Annotated in this window: 11 protein-coding genes; 5 read left to right on the top strand and 6 right to left on the bottom strand. The window is 74.9% G+C overall.

The features are described from left to right. The first annotated feature begins 62 nt into the window (after window positions 1-62). Entirely contained in the window at window positions 63-5,360 is a 5,298-nt protein-coding gene (pulA, locus tag ACF1BN_RS11555) for a pullulanase-type alpha-1,6-glucosidase (protein ID WP_392331370.1), read from the top strand. Window positions 5,361-5,461: 101 nt separating this feature from the next. Continuing rightward, on the top strand, window positions 5,462-5,794 hold the full coding sequence (locus ACF1BN_RS11550; RefSeq protein ID WP_392331369.1) for a 5-carboxymethyl-2-hydroxymuconate Delta-isomerase: 333 nt from the start codon (window positions 5,462-5,464) through the stop codon (window positions 5,792-5,794). On the opposite strand, the gene ACF1BN_RS11545 is transcribed toward ACF1BN_RS11550, so the two are convergent. Next, window positions 5,779-6,498 carry a TetR/AcrR family transcriptional regulator gene (locus ACF1BN_RS11545; RefSeq protein WP_392331368.1) on the bottom strand — a complete coding sequence of 240 codons (720 nt, stop codon included), beginning with the start codon at window positions 6,496-6,498 and terminating at the stop codon, window positions 5,779-5,781. The genes ACF1BN_RS11550 and ACF1BN_RS11545 overlap by 16 nt on opposite strands. Window positions 6,499-6,535: 37 nt before the next feature. Between ACF1BN_RS11545 and ACF1BN_RS11540 the strand changes: the two genes are divergently transcribed. Further along, complete coding sequence (locus tag ACF1BN_RS11540) at window positions 6,536-7,105, top strand: hypothetical protein (protein ID WP_392331367.1); 570 nt, start codon at window positions 6,536-6,538, stop codon at window positions 7,103-7,105. A gap of 3 nt (window positions 7,106-7,108) precedes the next feature. Here ACF1BN_RS11540 and ACF1BN_RS11535 read toward each other — a convergent pair whose 3' ends face one another. The 4 genes from ACF1BN_RS11535 to ACF1BN_RS11520 form a co-directional block, all read right to left on the bottom strand. Then, the gene (locus ACF1BN_RS11535; protein WP_392331366.1) at window positions 7,109-8,170 is read right to left on the bottom strand and encodes a PDR/VanB family oxidoreductase; all 1,062 of its coding nucleotides are present in this window, start codon (window positions 8,168-8,170) and stop codon (window positions 7,109-7,111) included. Further along, complete coding sequence (locus ACF1BN_RS11530; RefSeq protein ID WP_392331365.1) at window positions 8,170-9,054, bottom strand: metal-dependent hydrolase; 885 nt, start codon at window positions 9,052-9,054, stop codon at window positions 8,170-8,172. Before ACF1BN_RS11530 ends, ACF1BN_RS11535 begins: the two co-directional genes overlap by 1 nt. A 325-nt stretch (window positions 9,055-9,379) precedes the next feature. Beyond that, complete coding sequence (locus ACF1BN_RS11525) at window positions 9,380-11,581, bottom strand: hypothetical protein (protein WP_392331364.1); 2,202 nt, start codon at window positions 11,579-11,581, stop codon at window positions 9,380-9,382. A gap of 65 nt (window positions 11,582-11,646) precedes the next feature. Continuing rightward, a complete protein-coding gene (locus tag ACF1BN_RS11520; RefSeq protein ID WP_392331363.1) occupies window positions 11,647-12,447 on the bottom strand; it encodes a tyrosine-protein phosphatase in 801 nt (266 codons plus the stop codon). Window positions 12,448-12,678: 231 nt separating this feature from the next. Between ACF1BN_RS11520 and ACF1BN_RS11515 the strand changes: the two genes are divergently transcribed. Both ACF1BN_RS11515 and ACF1BN_RS11510 read left to right on the top strand, forming a co-directional pair. Beyond that, a complete protein-coding gene (locus ACF1BN_RS11515) occupies window positions 12,679-13,389 on the top strand; it encodes a hypothetical protein (protein WP_392331362.1) in 711 nt (236 codons plus the stop codon). Between the two features lie 62 nt (window positions 13,390-13,451). Continuing rightward, window positions 13,452-14,873, top strand: a complete 1,422-nt coding sequence (locus tag ACF1BN_RS11510) for a PepSY-associated TM helix domain-containing protein (RefSeq protein WP_392331361.1) — start codon at window positions 13,452-13,454, stop codon at window positions 14,871-14,873. A 19-nt stretch (window positions 14,874-14,892) separates the two neighbouring features. Here the strand turns inward: ACF1BN_RS11510 and ACF1BN_RS11505 are convergent, their stop codons facing one another. Next, on the bottom strand, window positions 14,893-15,423 hold the full coding sequence (locus tag ACF1BN_RS11505) for a winged helix-turn-helix domain-containing protein (protein WP_392331360.1): 531 nt from the start codon (window positions 15,421-15,423) through the stop codon (window positions 14,893-14,895). Between the last annotated feature and the right edge of the window lie 219 nt (window positions 15,424-15,642).

The following is a 15,642-nucleotide window of genomic DNA, read 5'->3' as shown; positions in this document are numbered from 1 at the left end:
TCCCTCCGCAGGGCCGCCCCGACCGGGGCGGCCCCCTCTTCCCGTACCTCCAGGGAGCCCCCGTGATACCCAAGAGAACGGCCGTGGCGCTCGCCGCCGCCCTGTGCGCGGCCCTCGTGCCCGCCCTCCCCGCCACCGCCGCGCCCCGCCCGCCCGCGCCCCCGTCCGACCGGGCGCTCGCCGCCGAACCGGCCCGCCAGGACCTCACCCGCGAGCAGTTCTACTTCGTGCTCCCGGACCGCTTCGCCAACGGCGACACCTCCAACGACCGGGGCGGCCTCACCGGCAGCCGCACCGCCACCGGCTTCGACCCCACCGACAAGGGCTTCTACCAGGGCGGCGACCTCAAGGGCCTCACCCAGCGCCTCGACTACATCAAGGGCCTCGGCACCACCGCCATCTGGATGGCGCCGATCTTCAAGAACCGGCCCGTGCAGGGCGAGGGCAAGGACGCCTCGGCCGGCTACCACGGCTACTGGATCACCGACTTCACCCAGGTCGACCCGCACTTCGGCACCAACGACGACCTGAGGAAGCTCATCAAGGCCGCCCACGCCAAGGGCATGAAGGTCTTCTTCGACGTCATCACCAACCACACCGCCGACACCGTCGACTACGCCGAGAAGAAGTACGGCTACCGCCCCAAGGGCGCCTACCCGTACCTCGACAAGGACGGGCGGCCCTTCGACGACCGCACCGCGATCGGGAAGGTGGACGCGGACTCCTTCCCGTACACCCCCGTCGAGAAGGCCGGCACCAAGGTCCCGGCCTGGCTCAACGACCCGGAGATGTACCACAACCGCGGCGACTCCACCTGGCAGGGCGAATCCGCCGAGTACGGCGACTTCGTCGGCCTCGACGACCTGTGGACCGAGCGCCCCGAGGTCGTCGAGGGCATGAAGCGGATCTACGAGACGTGGGTCCGCGACTTCGACATCGACGGCTTCCGCATCGACACCGTCAAACACGTCGACCTGGACTTCTGGACCCAGTGGGCCACCGCGCTCGACGCCTACGCCAGGAAGCGCGGCCGCGAGGACTTCTTCATGTTCGGCGAGGTGTACTCCGCCGACACCACCGTCACCGCCCCCTACGTCACCCGCGGCCGGCTCGACGCCACCCTCGACTTCCCCTTCCAGGACGCCGCCCGCGCCTTCGCCTCCCAGGGCGCCGGCGCCGACCGCCTCGCCAAGGTCTTCGCCGAGGACTACCGCTACACCACCGACAAGGCCAACGCCTACGAGCAGGTCACCTTCCTCGGCAACCACGACATGGGCCGCTTCGGCACCTTCCTGAGGCAGGACAACCCGAACGCCTCCGACGCCGAACTCCTCCGCCGCGCCGGCCTCGCCAACGAGCTGATGTTCCTCTCCCGGGGCAACCCCGTCGTCTACTCCGGCGACGAGCAGGGCTTCACCGGCGCCGGCGGCGACAAGGACGCCCGCCAGACCCTCTTCGGCTCCCGCGTCGCCGACTACCTCGACGACGACCAGCTCGGCACCGACCGCACCCACGCCACCGACGCGTACGACACCGGCCACCCCGTCTACCGGTCGATCGCCGCCCTGTCGAAGCTCACCCGCGAACACCCCGCCCTCCGCGACGGCGTCCAGCAGCAGCGGTACGCCGAGGGCTCCGTGTACGCCGCCTCCCGCACCGACGCGAAGCAGCGCGTCGAGTACCTCGTCGCCGCCAACAGCTCAACCGAGGCGAGGACAGTCACCGTCCCCGTCGACTCCGCCTCCTTCCGCACCCTGTACGGAGGCCAGGGCGCCGTCACCGCCCGGGACGGCAAGGTCACCGTCACCGTCCCCGCCCTCTCCACCCTGGTCCTCAAGGCCGACCGGCCGCTCCCGGCCGTCACCGCGAAGCCCGACGTCACCCTCGCCGCTCCCGCCGCCGGCTCCACCGGCACCGTCGAGATCAGCGCCGACGTCGACGGCGGCGGGCTCAACCGGGTCGTCTTCGCCGCCCAGGTCGGCAACGGACGCTGGCAGACCCTCGGCACCGCCGACCACGCCCCCTACAAGGTCACCCAGCACGTCACCGCCCCCGCCGGCACCCCGCTGCGCTACAAGGCCGTCGTCGTCGACGCCGCCGGACGCACCGCGAGCGCCACCGCCGCCACCACCGCCGGCGCACCCCCGGCCCCCGAGAAGCCGGTCGCCGTCGAGCGCCCGTACGCGATCGTCCACTACAAGCGCGAGGACGGCGACTACGACGGCTGGACCCTCAGGGCCGCCGGCCAGGAGGCCGCCTTCACCGGCCGCGACGCCCACGGCGCCTTCGCCTGGGTCAAGCTCCCCGAGGGCGCCTCCACCGTCCCGTACACCGTCGAGAAGGCCGGCACCGCCGACGGCCCGCAGCGCACCATCAGCCTCGGCCGCACCGGCGAGGTCTGGATCACCCAGGGCCAGGACGGCCAGTCCGACACCGCCCCGGCCCCCGCCCCGCGGGACAGGACCAAGGCCGTCCTCCACTACCAGCGCGAGGACGGGAACTACGACGGCTGGGGCCTCCACCTGTGGACCGGCGCCGCCCAGCCCACCGACTGGTCCAAGCCCCTCCTGCCCGCCCGCGTCGACGCCTACGGCGCCGTCTACGAGGTGCCGCTCGCCGAGGGCGCCACCACGCTCTCGTACATCCTCCACAAGGGCGACCAGAAGGACCTCCCCACCGACCAGTCCCTCGACCTGGCCGCCACCGGCCACGAGGTCTGGCTCCTCGCCGGGCAGCCGAAGTACCTCCTGCCGACCTCCGGCGGCGCCCCCGCCCTCGACCTCGCCAAGGCCGAGGCGCAGTGGATCGACCGGAACACCGTCGTCTGGAAGGTGAGGACGAACGACTCCACCAGCCAGCAGCTGGTGTACGCCCCCGACGGCGGCATCACCGTCACCGACGGCGCCCTCAGCAGCGAGGGCCAGTGGCTGCGGCTGAACCAGACCGCGCTCACCGACGCCCAGAAGGCGAAGTTCCCGCACCTGAGGGACTTCCCGGCCTTCACCGTCGACCCGCGCGACGCCGACCGCGTCCGCTCCTCCCTGCGCGGCCAGCTGATCGCCACCCAGCGCGCCGCCAACGGCGCCCTCCTCGCCGCCACCGGCGTCCAGACCGCCGGCGTCCTCGACGACCTGTACGCCGAGAAGGCCGTCGAGGCCGACCTCGGACCGGTCTTCGACCGGAAGGGCCGCCCCACCCTCTCCCTCTGGGCGCCCACCGCCCGGTCCGTCGCCCTGGAGATCGACGGCAGGACCCTGCCCATGCGCCGCGACGACGCCTCCGGCGTCTGGACGGCCACCGGCCCGAAGTCCTGGAGCGGCAAGCCCTACCGGTACGTCGTGAAGGTCTGGGCGCCCACCGTCCAGAAGCTCGTCGAGAACCGCGTCACCGACCCCTACTCGACCGCCCTCACCACCGACTCCGCCCGCAGCCTCGTCGTCGACCTCGCCGACCCGAAGCTCGCCCCGGCCGGCTGGAAGAGCCTGCGGAAGCCGGCCGCCGTGCCGCTGCGCGACGCCCAGATCCAGGAACTCCACGTCCGCGACTTCTCGATCGCCGACCCCACCGCGAAGGCCGCCCACAAGGGCACCTTCCTCGCCTTCACCGACAAGGACAGCAAGGGCTCCCAGCACCTCAAGGCCCTCGCCGACTCCGGCACCTCCTACGTCCACCTCCTCCCGGCCTTCGACATCGGCACCGTCCCCGAGAAGAAGTCCGCGCAGACCGAACCCGCCTGCGACCTGAAGGTCTACGCCCCCGACTCCGAGGAGCAGCAGGCCTGCGTCGCCGAGGCCGCCGCGAAGGACGCCTACAACTGGGGCTACGACCCCCTGCACTACACCGTCCCCGAGGGCTCCTACTCCACCGACCCGAACGGCACCCGCCGCACGGTCGAGTTCCGGCAGATGGTCCAGGCCCTCAACGGGCAGGGCCTGCGCACCGTCATGGACGTCGTCTACAACCACACCGTCGCCGCCGGACAGTCCGACAAGTCGGTGCTCGACCGGATCGTCCCCGGCTACTACCAGCGCCTCCAGGCCGACGGCTCCGTCGCCACCTCCACCTGCTGCGCCAACACCGCGCCCGAGAACGCCATGATGGGCAAGCTCGTCGTGGACTCGATCGTCACCTGGGCCAAGGAGTACAAGGTCGACGGCTTCCGCTTCGACCTCATGGGCCACCACCCGAAGGAGAACATCCTCGCCGTCCGCGAGGCGCTCGACGCCCTGACCCTCGCGAAGGACGGCGTCGACGGCAAGGCGATCGTCCTCTACGGCGAGGGCTGGAACTTCGGCGAGATCGCCGACGACGCCCGCTTCGTCCAGGCCACGCAGAAGAACATGGCCGGCACCGGTGTCGCCACCTTCTCCGACCGGGCCCGCGACGCCGTCCGCGGCGGCGGCCCCTTCGACGAGGACCCGGGAGTCCAGGGCTTCGCCTCCGGCCTCTACACCGACCCCAACACCTCGACCGCCAACGGCACCCCGGCCGAGCAGAAGGCCCGCCTCCTGCACTACCAGGACCTCATCAAGGTCGGCCTCAGCGGCAATCTCGCCGGCTACACCTTCACCGACACCTCCGGCCGCACCGTCCGGGGCTCCGAGGTCGACTACAACGGCTCCCCGGCCGGCTACGCCGCCGCCCCCGGCGACGCCCTCGCCTACGCCGACGCCCACGACAACGAGACCCTCTACGACGCCCTGGCGTTCAAACTCCCCGCCGGCACCTCCGCCGCCGACCGGGCCCGCATGCAGGTCCTCGCCATGGCCACCGCCACCCTCTCCCAGGGCCCGGCGCTCTCCCAGGCCGGCTCCGACCTGCTCCGCTCCAAGTCCCTCGACCGCAACTCCTACGACAGCGGCGACTGGTTCAACTCGATCCACTGGGACTGCCGGGCCGGCAACGGCTTCGGCATCGGCCTCCCGCCGGCCGCCGACAACCAGGCCAAGTGGGGCTACGGCAAGCCGCTCCTCACCAACCCGAACCTGACGGTCGGCTGCGCCCAGATCGACGGAGCCTCCGCCGCCTACCGGGACCTCCAGAAGATCCGTACCACCGAGCCGGCCTTCTCCCTGGCGACCGCCGGCCAGGTGCAGTCCGCCCTCTCCTTCCCGCTCTCCGGCGAGGACGAGACCCCGGGCGTGATCACCATGCGCCTCGGCGGCCTCGTGGTCGTGTTCAACGCGACCCCGGGCGAGGCGAAGCAGACGGTCACGGGCCTGGCCGGCACGGCCCACACCCTCCACCCGGTCCAGGCGAACGGCTCCGACGCCGTCACCAGGACGGCCTCGTACGACACCGGTTCGGGCACCTTCACGGTCCCGGCCCGCACGGTCGCCGTCTTCAAGGCCACCGGCTGACGCTCCTCCTCAGGGGCACGGGCCCCGGCCGCCACTTGTGCGGCCGGGGCCCGCGCCGTAAAGCTGTGGCCCGACACCCCGCACCAGCAGGAGACACCGTCATGCCGCAGATCACCGTCGACTACTCCGCGCCCCTGGACCGGCGCGGATTCGCGCTCGACCTCCACGCCCTGCTGGTCGGGACCGTCGACACCGCGCTCGACTCCTGCAAGACCCGCTTCCGGGAGGTGGAGGAGACCGTCGTCGGCGACGGGTCGACCGAGGACGTCGTCGTCCACGTGGAGATCGCCCTGCTCTTCGGGCGCACCGACGCGATCCAGGCCCGGCTCGCCGAGGCCGTGCTCGACCTGCTGCCCCGCCACCTCAAGACGACGGACGGGGTCCGCCTCTCGGTCGAGGTGCGCGACCTGGAGAACTCCTACCGCAAGCGCTGATCCGATACGGCGGCGGCCGGGGCCAGCTCCAGGAGCCGGCCCACCAGCTGCGCGAACGGCCCGTCCGCCGGCTCCTCCGCCAGGATCGCCGCCAGCACCCCCGCCGTCTGCTCGTCGTAGACCGCGCTCACCGCCGTCAGGGCGGCGAAGTCGTGCACCAGCTTCTGCTCCAGCTCCGCGCGCGGCACCCGCCGCCCGTCCAGCCACAGCAGCGCCGTCGACTCGGCGAGCGACACCCAGGACCGCACCACCAGTTCGAGCCGCGGCGAGGGCTCCGCCACCCCGAGGTGGGCGACGATCTGCTCGTACGCGGCCTGCCGCACCTCGTCGATCATCGCGTTGGTCGTGGACGAACCCACCGCGGGACCGCCGCGCATCAGCGCCGCGAAGCCGGGCCCGTGGTCGTCGACGAAGTCGAAGAACCGGCCCATCACCCGCAGCAGCCGCGCCCCCAGCGGGCCCTGCGGCGGCTCCAGGAAGCGGGCCGCGAGCTCGTCGGCCGCGCGCCGCAGGGCGGCTTCGTACAGGCTCTGCTTGCCGGGGAAGTAGTGGTAGACCAGCGGCCGGGAGATGCCCGCGGCGGCGGCGATCTCGTCGATGGAGACCTCGTCGGGGGAGCGGCTGCTGAAGAGTTCGAGGGCCACCCCGATCAGCTGCTGCTTGCGCTCCTCGACGCCCATCCTGCGCCGTACACCGGTCGTCATACGAACAGCCTATCGGGGTCCGTTACGCTCCTCGTCCATGAGCGCTTCCGACCGGTCCAGCCTGGCCGCCGACAGTCCCGTGACCGACGAGCCCGACGAGGCCGAGGACACCGCCGGGGCCGCCGCCGGGTCCGGCGGGGCCGACGGGGCCGACAAGGTCGCGGAGACCGGCCAGGCCCCGGAGACGGCGGAGCCCGCCGGAGCCGGGCAGCCCGCCGCGGCCGGGCGGCCCGACGAGACCGACGGACCCGACGCGGACGTCGCGGACGTCGCGGACACCGGACGCGGCGACGATGACGACGAGGACGACGAGCAGGACGACGACGAACTCGACGACGAGGCCCCCGTCGACGGCATGACCCCCAAGCAGGCGCGGCGGCTGCGCGTGGCCGCCGCCTCGGTCCTGCTCGTGGTGATGGGCGTCATCCTGGTGGTCCGCCTCGCGAGCCGGACCTCCGTGCTCGTCGTCGGCGTCTACGGTCTGGCGATGATCCTCTGCGGCATCGTCATCGAACTCGCCCGCAACGGCCGCACCCGCCTCGCCACCTGGCTCCTGGTGGGCGGCCTCGCGGCTGCCCTCGCCTTCGACTGGCTGATCCTGCCCTGACGTTCAGAGGTCCAGGACGAGCTTCTTCCCGGCGCAGCGCGAGACGCAGATCAGCATCGAGTCCGCCCGCTCCGCGTCGGTGAGCAGCTCGTCCCGGTGGTCGACCCGGCCCTCCAGCACCGTCTGCCGGCAGGTGCCGCAGAAGCCCTGCGCGCAGGAGTACATGAGGCCCGGCACCTCCTCCCGCACCGCCGCGAGCACGGACTGGTCGGCGGCGACGGCCACCGTGCGTCCGGAGCGCCGGAGTTCGACCTCGAAGGGGGTGCCGTCGGCCGGGGCGACCGCCGAGAAGCGCTCCAGACGCGGGGCCCGGCCCGCCGGCATCGCGGCGGTGACGGCGTCCATCAGCCCCTCGGGCCCGCAGCAGTAGACGGCCGTGCCGTCCGGCACGGACCCCAGGAAGGACAGGTCGGGGTGGCCCGACTCCTCCTCCACGACCAGGCTGACCCGCTCCCCGCCGAGCCGTAGCAGCTCCGCCAGGTACGGCATCGAGGCGCGGGACCGGCCGCAGTAGACCAGCCGCCACTCCGCGCCCGCCGCCTCCGCGGCCCGCGCCATCGGCAGGACCGGGGTGATCCCGATGCCGCCGGCGACGAAGACGTACGCGGGGGAGGGGACCAGCGGGAAGCGGTTGCGGGGGCCCCGGATCTCGATCTCGACGCCCTCGTGGAGCTGTTCGTGCACCTCGTGGGAGCCGCCCCGGCCGCCCCGCTCCTCCTCGACGAGCCGGGTCGCGATGCGGTACACGTCCGGCTGGGCGGGGTCGCCGCAGAGCGAGTACTGCCGGATCCGGCCAGAGGGCAGGACGAGGTCGAGGTGGGCGCCCGGTTCCCAGGACGGCAGCCGCTCGCCCTCCAGGCGCAGTTCGACCACGCCCTCGGCGGGGACGGCCCGCCCGGTGACGAGCACCCGGCGCGGGACGGTCGCCCCGCGCCCGTAACCGGAGACGGGCTCCTCCAGGGAGGGCAGCGGCCAGAGCGGGGCGCTCGTCATCCGGGAGCGGACCGCCCGGCGGACGAGGAGCGCGGCGCCGGCGGCGAGGGCGACAGTGGCGAACCGGGGCATCAGCGGCCTCCGTTGGCGCCGGGGGAGGAGGCCAGGTAGGCCACGGCCTGCGCGGTGTCGCCCTCCTGGGAGGGGTGGTAGGCGCGGCTCAGGTAGCGGGGTATCGAGCGCAGCATGGCCGGGGTGGACGGCAGCACGCCCTCGCGGCCCCTGCGGTAGAAGTCCGCCCAGGAGGCCTTGGGGTCGAGCAGGGTGGGGTCGTTCTCCAGAAAGAAGCGGACCCCGCGCTGCCAGAGGAAGACCAGCGCGGAGAAGGCGAGCGCCCAGGTGCGGGCGCGCCGCCGGTAGCCGCCGTCGAGGTGCATGAAGAGCTCGAAGGCGACCGCCCGGTGCTCGACCTCCTCGGCGCCGTGCCAGCGGAGCAGGTCCATCATCATCGGGTCGGCGCCGCGCCGGTCCAGCTCCTCGGCGTTGAGCACCCAGTCGCCGAGGAAGGCGGTGTAGTGCTCGATCGCGGCGATCATCGCGACCCGCTCCATCAGCCACCAGCGGCGCGGCCGGCCCGGAGGCAGCGTCCGGTCGCCGAGCAGCTTCTCGAAGAACCAGTCGACCTGGGCGGTGTACGGCGTGGGGTCGAGCCCCTGCCGGCGCAGGTGCGGCAGGACGTCGTCGTGCGCCTGCGAGTGCACGGCCTCCTGTCCGATGAAGCCGATGACGTCCTCGCGCAGCCGGTCGTCGGTGATGTACGGCAGCGCCTGCTGGTAGACGTGCACGAACCATCGCTCGCCGGCCGGGAGCAGGAGGTGCAGCACGTTGATCGTGTGCGTGGTGAAGGGGTCGCCGGGAACCCAGTGGAGCGGGGTCTCCTGCCAGTCGAAGGCGACCTTGCGGGCCTTGAGCTCGACGTGTTCCGACGCCACCGGTGCAGGCTGCGTATTAGACATGCCGTCAATGTACTGAGGAGTAGACACGCGCGACAGGGCCGTGCACCGCCTTTTTCGGCCCACGGCCGGAAGGCCGCCCGTCCCCCGGGCCGTGCCGGTACGGCCCGGGGGACGGCACGCCGCCCCGCGCCCGTCGTCGCGGTGGCGGACACGCCGTACCGGACCCCTGCCCCGCGGCCACCGGCGCGCCCCGCTGCGGTGCCCGGCGGCCGATCCGGGGACCCCGGCTCTCGTACCTCCGCTGCCGGTACGCGGTCCCGGCTCCCGTACCTCCGCCGCCGCCGCTGCCTCCGCTGGCGCTGCGGCCGGTGCGCCGGTGTCGTCGCTACCTCAGCGCGGGCATCCGGCGGCCGTCCTCCAGGGTGGCGCTCAGCTCGGCGCGGGCGCCCGCCTGCGCCGCCGCGGCGAGGACCGGGCCCTCGGCGCGGGCCTTCACGCCGCCCGTCACCTCCACCGACGCCACGTCGGGGCCGCCCGCCGCCAGCACGTACCAACCGCCGCCCGGCGCCTGCCACAGCGCCCCGGCCAGCACCCTCGGCTCCCGCGCCCCGCACGCCGGGGCGTCCTGCGCGCGGGCGGCGAGCGAGGCGGGCACCTTCCGCTCCGGCGGCAGGAACTGGGCGAGGACCCGGCTGCCGGTGCCCCGCCAGGTCTCCGCCCGGGTGCACACCCAGGTCGCCCGGCCCGCGCCCTCCGGCAGCGTCTGCCGGGCGAACGCCCACGCCTGCGCCGACCGCACACCCTGCCCGAGGAGCGTGCTCAGCTGGCAGGCCGTCCGCGCCCAGGCCGCCCGCGCCTCGCGGCCGGTCGCGTCCACGGGCGCGTCGGGGGAGCCCCACAGCAGCCGGGCGGGCACCAGCTCCCCGAGGTCGCCGAGGAGCCGGCTGCCGGAACCGTCCCTCAGCTGAAGGGTGTTCCACCGCGCGCACTCCTTCGCCTGCGCGGGGCTGGGCAGGGCGTCCGTCACCCCGCGCGCGTCCCGGCCGAGCGGCCACGGCTCCTTGCCGGGCATCAGCAGGTCCCGCACGGCGGCGCCGGTCACCCAGGGCGCGGTCAGATACCGCACGTTCCCGGCCGCCCGCGTCACGACCACCGCCGCGGCGCCGGGGCCCTCGGCCGCGTCGGTCCGGGCGAAGTCGAGCGCCGCTCCGGCCGTCCCCACCACCGGCTCGGCGTACCGCACGATCCGCAGCCCGTCGTGGAGGAGCACCACCCGGGCCGCGTCCACCCGCCCCGCGAAGAGGAGTTGGGGCGGGCCCATCGGCGGCCCGACGGGTGTCCCCGGGGTCGCCGACGACTCCACCGCCCCGCCGGGCCGCGCCCACACGGCGAGCGCCCGCCGCAGCAGCCCCGCGTCCCCGGCGAGCTCCCCGCGCGCCGGCCACACCGAGAAGTCCCGGCGCACCGCCCCCGGCCACACGGCGGCGTTCACCCGCTTCACCTTCGCCGGGTCGAGCGCGGCCTCGGCGGCGGGGTTGCGGGCGTAACTCGGCGCGGCAGCACCGTTTCTTCCCCACCCGTCGCCCGGTAGTCCGAGCAGCGCCCCGCACACCAGCAGGGCCGCCACCCCCACCAGCGCGGCCCGCCCGTGCTGCCGCCGCCGCAACAGGTCGCCGGGCCGCGCCTGGAGCGTGCAGGGATCGAACTCGGCCGACTCCAGCAGCGCGGCCCCGCTGACCCGCCTCCCGGCGGAACGCGCCCGCGCGGCGGGTGCTCCGGGATCGGCCCGGCGGCCGGGGGAGCCCGGGGTACGGCCGGAGGGCGGGGCGTCGCCGGAGCCCGGGGCATTGCCGGAAACCGGGCCGCCGCCGCGGGTCCGGCCCGGGCCGGGCTGCTCGGCCACGCGCGGAGGGCGCTCGCCGCCGCGCGGGGCGGCCGGGAGGTCCGGCGCGCGCCCCGTCCCCGCCTCCGCCCCGTCCGCCCCGTCCGCCCCGTCCGCCTCCGCCCCGTCCGGGGCCGGCTCGTCCTCCAGCGCGGCCAGTTCGGCGAGGGCAGCCGCCGGGTCGTCGGCGCCGGCCGCGGCCAGCACGCGGAGGACCTCCGCGTCGCCCTGCCGCTCCAGCCCGCGCAGCACGTACGCGGCGCGGGCCGGCGCGGAGAGGCCGGCGAGCAGCTGGTCCAGGGCGAGCTCGTCCGCCCCGCCCGCGCGGGGGAACAGCCGCAGCCCCCACACCTGCGGGAGCAGCGGCGGCAGCTGGGCCCGGCGCGGCACCGCGAGCCGCCGCAGCGGCAGCGCGGCCACCAGCGCCTGCCGCAGCACCTCGCCCCGTACGTACGCGTACCCGGGATCCACCGCGTCCTCGGGCCGCCGGGCCTCCGGCACGGCCGGTCCCGGCACCCGCCGGCGCGGCAGGGCGCGCTGGACGAGCGCGTGCGCGGTCAGCACCCGCCGGTTGCGGCCCATCGTCGGCGGCAGGACCAGATAGGCGATGCGCACGAGGCGCGGATAGCGCTCGACGAGCGCGGCCTCGGCCTGCTCGACGTCGACGGGGCCCGCGGGAGACGGAACGAGATCCTGGGTGGTCACGTTCAGCAGAACGAGCGATTCTTCCGATGGTCACCCCGGAGCCCCGCGCGCCCCGCGCCCGCCTTTCACACCGCGTACACCGTCAACCGCTCCCGCAGCAGCGCGACGAGCTCGTCGGGGACGCCGAGACCGTCCCGTACGTACGCCTCCATCGAGCCGTGCCGGTCCTCGACCTCCGTCAGCGCCGCGTCCAGGTACTCCGGCAGGACGCCGATCATCGCGAGGACGAGATCGGGGTCGCCGCCCTGGGTGACGAACCCCTCGATCATCGGCGCGAACGCCTGCCGCACCGCCGGGTTGACCGCCAGGTACTCCTCCCGCACCGTCGCCCCGTCCGCGCCGAGCAGCGCGAGCACCACCGTCGCCGCCCAGCCCGTGCGGTCCTTGCCTGCAGTGCAGTGGAAGAGCAGCGGCCCCGCGCCGGGCGTGCCCAGCTCGGTGAGGAGCGTCCGGTAGGAGGCGCGGGCCGACACGCTGGTCACGAAGGCGCGGTACGTGCTCCGCATCGCCTCCAGGATCCGTCCGCCGCCGAGGTGCCGCTCCGCGAGCGACGGATCGGAGAGCAGGTCCTTGAGCCGAGCGGCCGGCGGCAGCCCGCTCGCCGCCAGATGGTCGGCGAGCACGTCCGCGACGACCGCCCGCGCCCCGTCCGGGAGCCGGTCCGGCCGGTCGGCCCGCTCGGCGGCCGTCCGCAGGTCCACGACCGTACGGATCTTCAGCCCGCTGACGGCCTCCTCCTCGGGCTCCAGCCGGTCGAGCTGCGCCGACCGCAGCACCAGCCCGGCCCGTACGGAACGCCCGCCGCCCAGCGGCAGGCCGCCGAGGTCCCGCAGATTGGCGACGGAGGTGGCGGCGATCGCGGCCATGGCTGGGTCTCCTCCCGTGACAGGGCTCCCCCCGACGGTAACGGCCCCACCGCCCCCCGGCACCACAAGCCCACCCACCCCCCGCCCGCCCGGACCCGCCCGCCCCACCCCACCCCACCCGCCGCCCCGACCACCCCGCCCCGCTCCACCCCCCGCCCCGGAAGTAGTCCGTTCCGTACCACCGGGAGGTGCTCCCGCGTGTCCTCGGGGCGGGTGGCAGCATGTCCCCCGATGACGCATCCCCTGTCGCCGCTGCGCGCCCTGCGAGCCGCCCTCTTCGCGGTCGTGTGCGTCGTACTGACAGCGGTGGGGCATTCGTCCCTGTCTGCGCATCCGCTCGACCCGCTCACCCTTCTCGCCGCCTTCGCCGCCACCGCCGCCGCGGCCTGGTGCGCGGCCGGCCGCCGGCGCGGTCCGGCCGGCTGCGCGGGCGGCCTCCTCGCCGCCCAGGGCGCCCTCCACGCGGCCTTCTCCCTGACCGGTGCCCACGCCGCCCCGCCCACCGCCCCCGCCGCGCGGCACGCGGGCCACGCGGCGCACGCCGAGCACGCGGCGCACCTGTCCCACGACGCCCCGGCCACGGCCACCGCGACCGCCGCCACCACCACCGACGGCCTCGCCGCCCTCCTCGCCCCCGTCGCCGACGGCGGCCCCGGCATGCTCGCCGTCCACCTCCTGGCCGCACTGGTCTGCGGCGTGTGGCTGGCCCGCGGCGAGGCCGCCTTCTTCGCGCTCGCGGAGGCCGCGCTCACCCCGCTCCGGCACCTGCTCGCGATCCCGCTCGGCCCCGCCGCCGTCCCCGCCGACCCGCGCCGCCCGGTCCGCCGGCCCCGCCGGAACGCCCGGCGCCCGCACGTCGTCGTCCTCGCGCACGTCCTCTCCCGGCGCGGCCCGCCCCGGCCGTCCGTCCCCCGCGCCATGGTCCTCGGTCCGCTCGTCTGACGCCGGGGGCCGCTTCCCCCTGCCCTACGGCAGACCTCACGAGACTCCGAGGACGCACAGCCATGACCATCGACGATCCCGCACGCCCCGACACGGCCGAAGCGCCACCACAGGCACCCGCCACCCCCCGCCGCCCCGGCGCCTGGAGCGCGCTGCGCCCGCTCCTCCTCCGGCTGCACTTCACGGCCGGGCTCCTCACCGCCCCCTTCCTCCTGGTCGCCGCGCTCAGCGGATTCCTCTACGCGCTCTCGTACCAGGCGGAGAAGGTCGTCTACGCGCACGAGCTGGAGGTCCCGGTCGGCGACACCGTCCTCCCGCTCGACCGCCAGACCGACATCGCCCGCGCGGCGAACCCGGACGGCACCGTCACCGCCGTCTGGCCCGCCGCCGAACCGGGCGCGACCACCCGCGTCCTGATGGCCGACCCCGAGGCGCCCGAGGGCACCTCGCTCGCCGTCTTCGTCGACCCGTACACCGGCGAGGTGCGCGGGCAGCTGCCCAGCTACGGCAGCAGCGGCGCCCTGCCGCTGCGCACCTGGATCGACGGACTCCACCGCGACCTGCACCTCGGCGAGCCCGGCCGGATCTACAGCGAACTCGCCGCCAGCTGGCTGTGGGTGCTGGTCCTCGGCGGCCTGGTCCTGTGGTTCGCCCGGCGCCGCACCAGGCGGCGTGCGCTCCTGCTGCCCGAGGGAGGCCCCAAGTCCCGCCGCCGCACCCTCTCCTGGCACGGTTCCGTCGGCCTCTGGGCCGCACTCGGCCTGCTGCTGCTCTCCGCGACCGGCCTGACCTGGTCGCGGTACGCCGGCGAGAACATCGGCACCCTCCAGGACCGGCTCGGCGGCGCCACCCCCACCCTCTCGGCGGGCGCCGCCGGCGGCGCGGGCGGCGAGCACGCGGGTCACGGCCCCGGCCACCAGCCGGCCGACCCGGCCCCGGAGACCGCCGACATCGGCGTCGACCGGGCCGTCGAGGCCGCCCGCGCCGCCGGCGTCGACAGCTCCTCGATAGCCGTCACCCTGCCCGCCGAGGGCAGCGGCTACGTCGTCAAGGAGACCGACAAGCAGTTCCCGGTCGAGCTGGACTCGGTCGCGCTGGACCCCGCCGACGGCACGGTCCTCGACCGGCTCGCCTTCGCCGAGTACCCGCTCCTCGCGCAGCTGACCCGGATCGGCATCGACGCGCACATGGGCGTCTCCCTGGGCCTGTTCAACCAGCTGGTCCTCGCGGCCCTCGCCCTCGCGCTCTCCCTGATGATCCTCTGGGGGTACCGCATGTGGTGGCTGCGCCGCCCGCGCCGCCCGGTGGGCCGGGGCGCCTGGCGGAAGGTGCCGGTGACGATGCTGCTGCCGCTCGCCGCGGCGACCGCGCTCATCGGCTGGTTCGTCCCGCTGCTCGGCATCAGCCTGCTGGTGCTGCTGGCCGCCGAGGCGGTCCTCGCCCTGACGGCCAGGGCGAGGAGGCGGCGGGCCTCTGCCTCTTAGGACACTGCCCGGGGGACGGTCAGGGCAGGTACTTGTAGCCGACCCGCCGCACGGTCTGGATCGTGTGGCGGTGCTCGGCGCCCAGCTTGCGCCGCAGCCGGGCGACATGGACGTCGACCGTCCGCCCGTCGCCCACGTGCCCGTACCCCCACACCGTCTGCACCAGCTGGTCGCGGGTGTGCACCCGGTGCGGGTGGGTCACGAGATGGGCGAGCAGCTCGAACTCCAGATACGTCAGGTCGAGCGCCCGCCCGTCGACGGTGGCGATCCGCCGCTCCCCGTCGATGCCGACCGGCCCCTCGGCCTCCGGCCCCGGCGGCGCGGGCGGGAGCGGTTCCTGCTCGGCGGGGAGCAGCACCAGATAGCCGACCATCGGCGGCCGGCCCGGCAGCGTGGGCAGGGCGTGCGGAGGGGCGGGCAGCAGCGTGGCGCCCGGCGGCAGGAAGTCGGCGACCCGGGCCAGCCCGGCGACCTCGTCGGGGGCGACGGCGCGCAGGCGGGGACGGGTGGCGGTGGGAAGCGGGGTGGCGGCAGCCTGGGTGTGGGCCATGGGAGGACTCAGCTCTCTCGCGCGAGGTGCGGGACGGACCGGAGGTCGTACGTCATGCGTCATGCGCGGCGGCCGAAGGCCGGGGACCGGAATCCGCCCGGTCGGGGCTTTAGAGGGCCGGCGCGTTCCTCACGCGCCGACAGCACCGGTCGAAGTCGTGGTGCTGGCGGGAAGGCCAGAACGGTTCGAGGTCATGGCGACCCCGCGCGCTCTCGTCCC

Source organism: Streptomyces sp. NPDC014861, from assembly GCF_043081625.1.
Taxonomy (GTDB): domain Bacteria; phylum Actinomycetota; class Actinomycetes; order Streptomycetales; family Streptomycetaceae; genus Streptomyces.
Note: the sequence above shows the minus strand (reverse complement) of the source record. Positions and strands in the feature narration are given on the sequence as shown.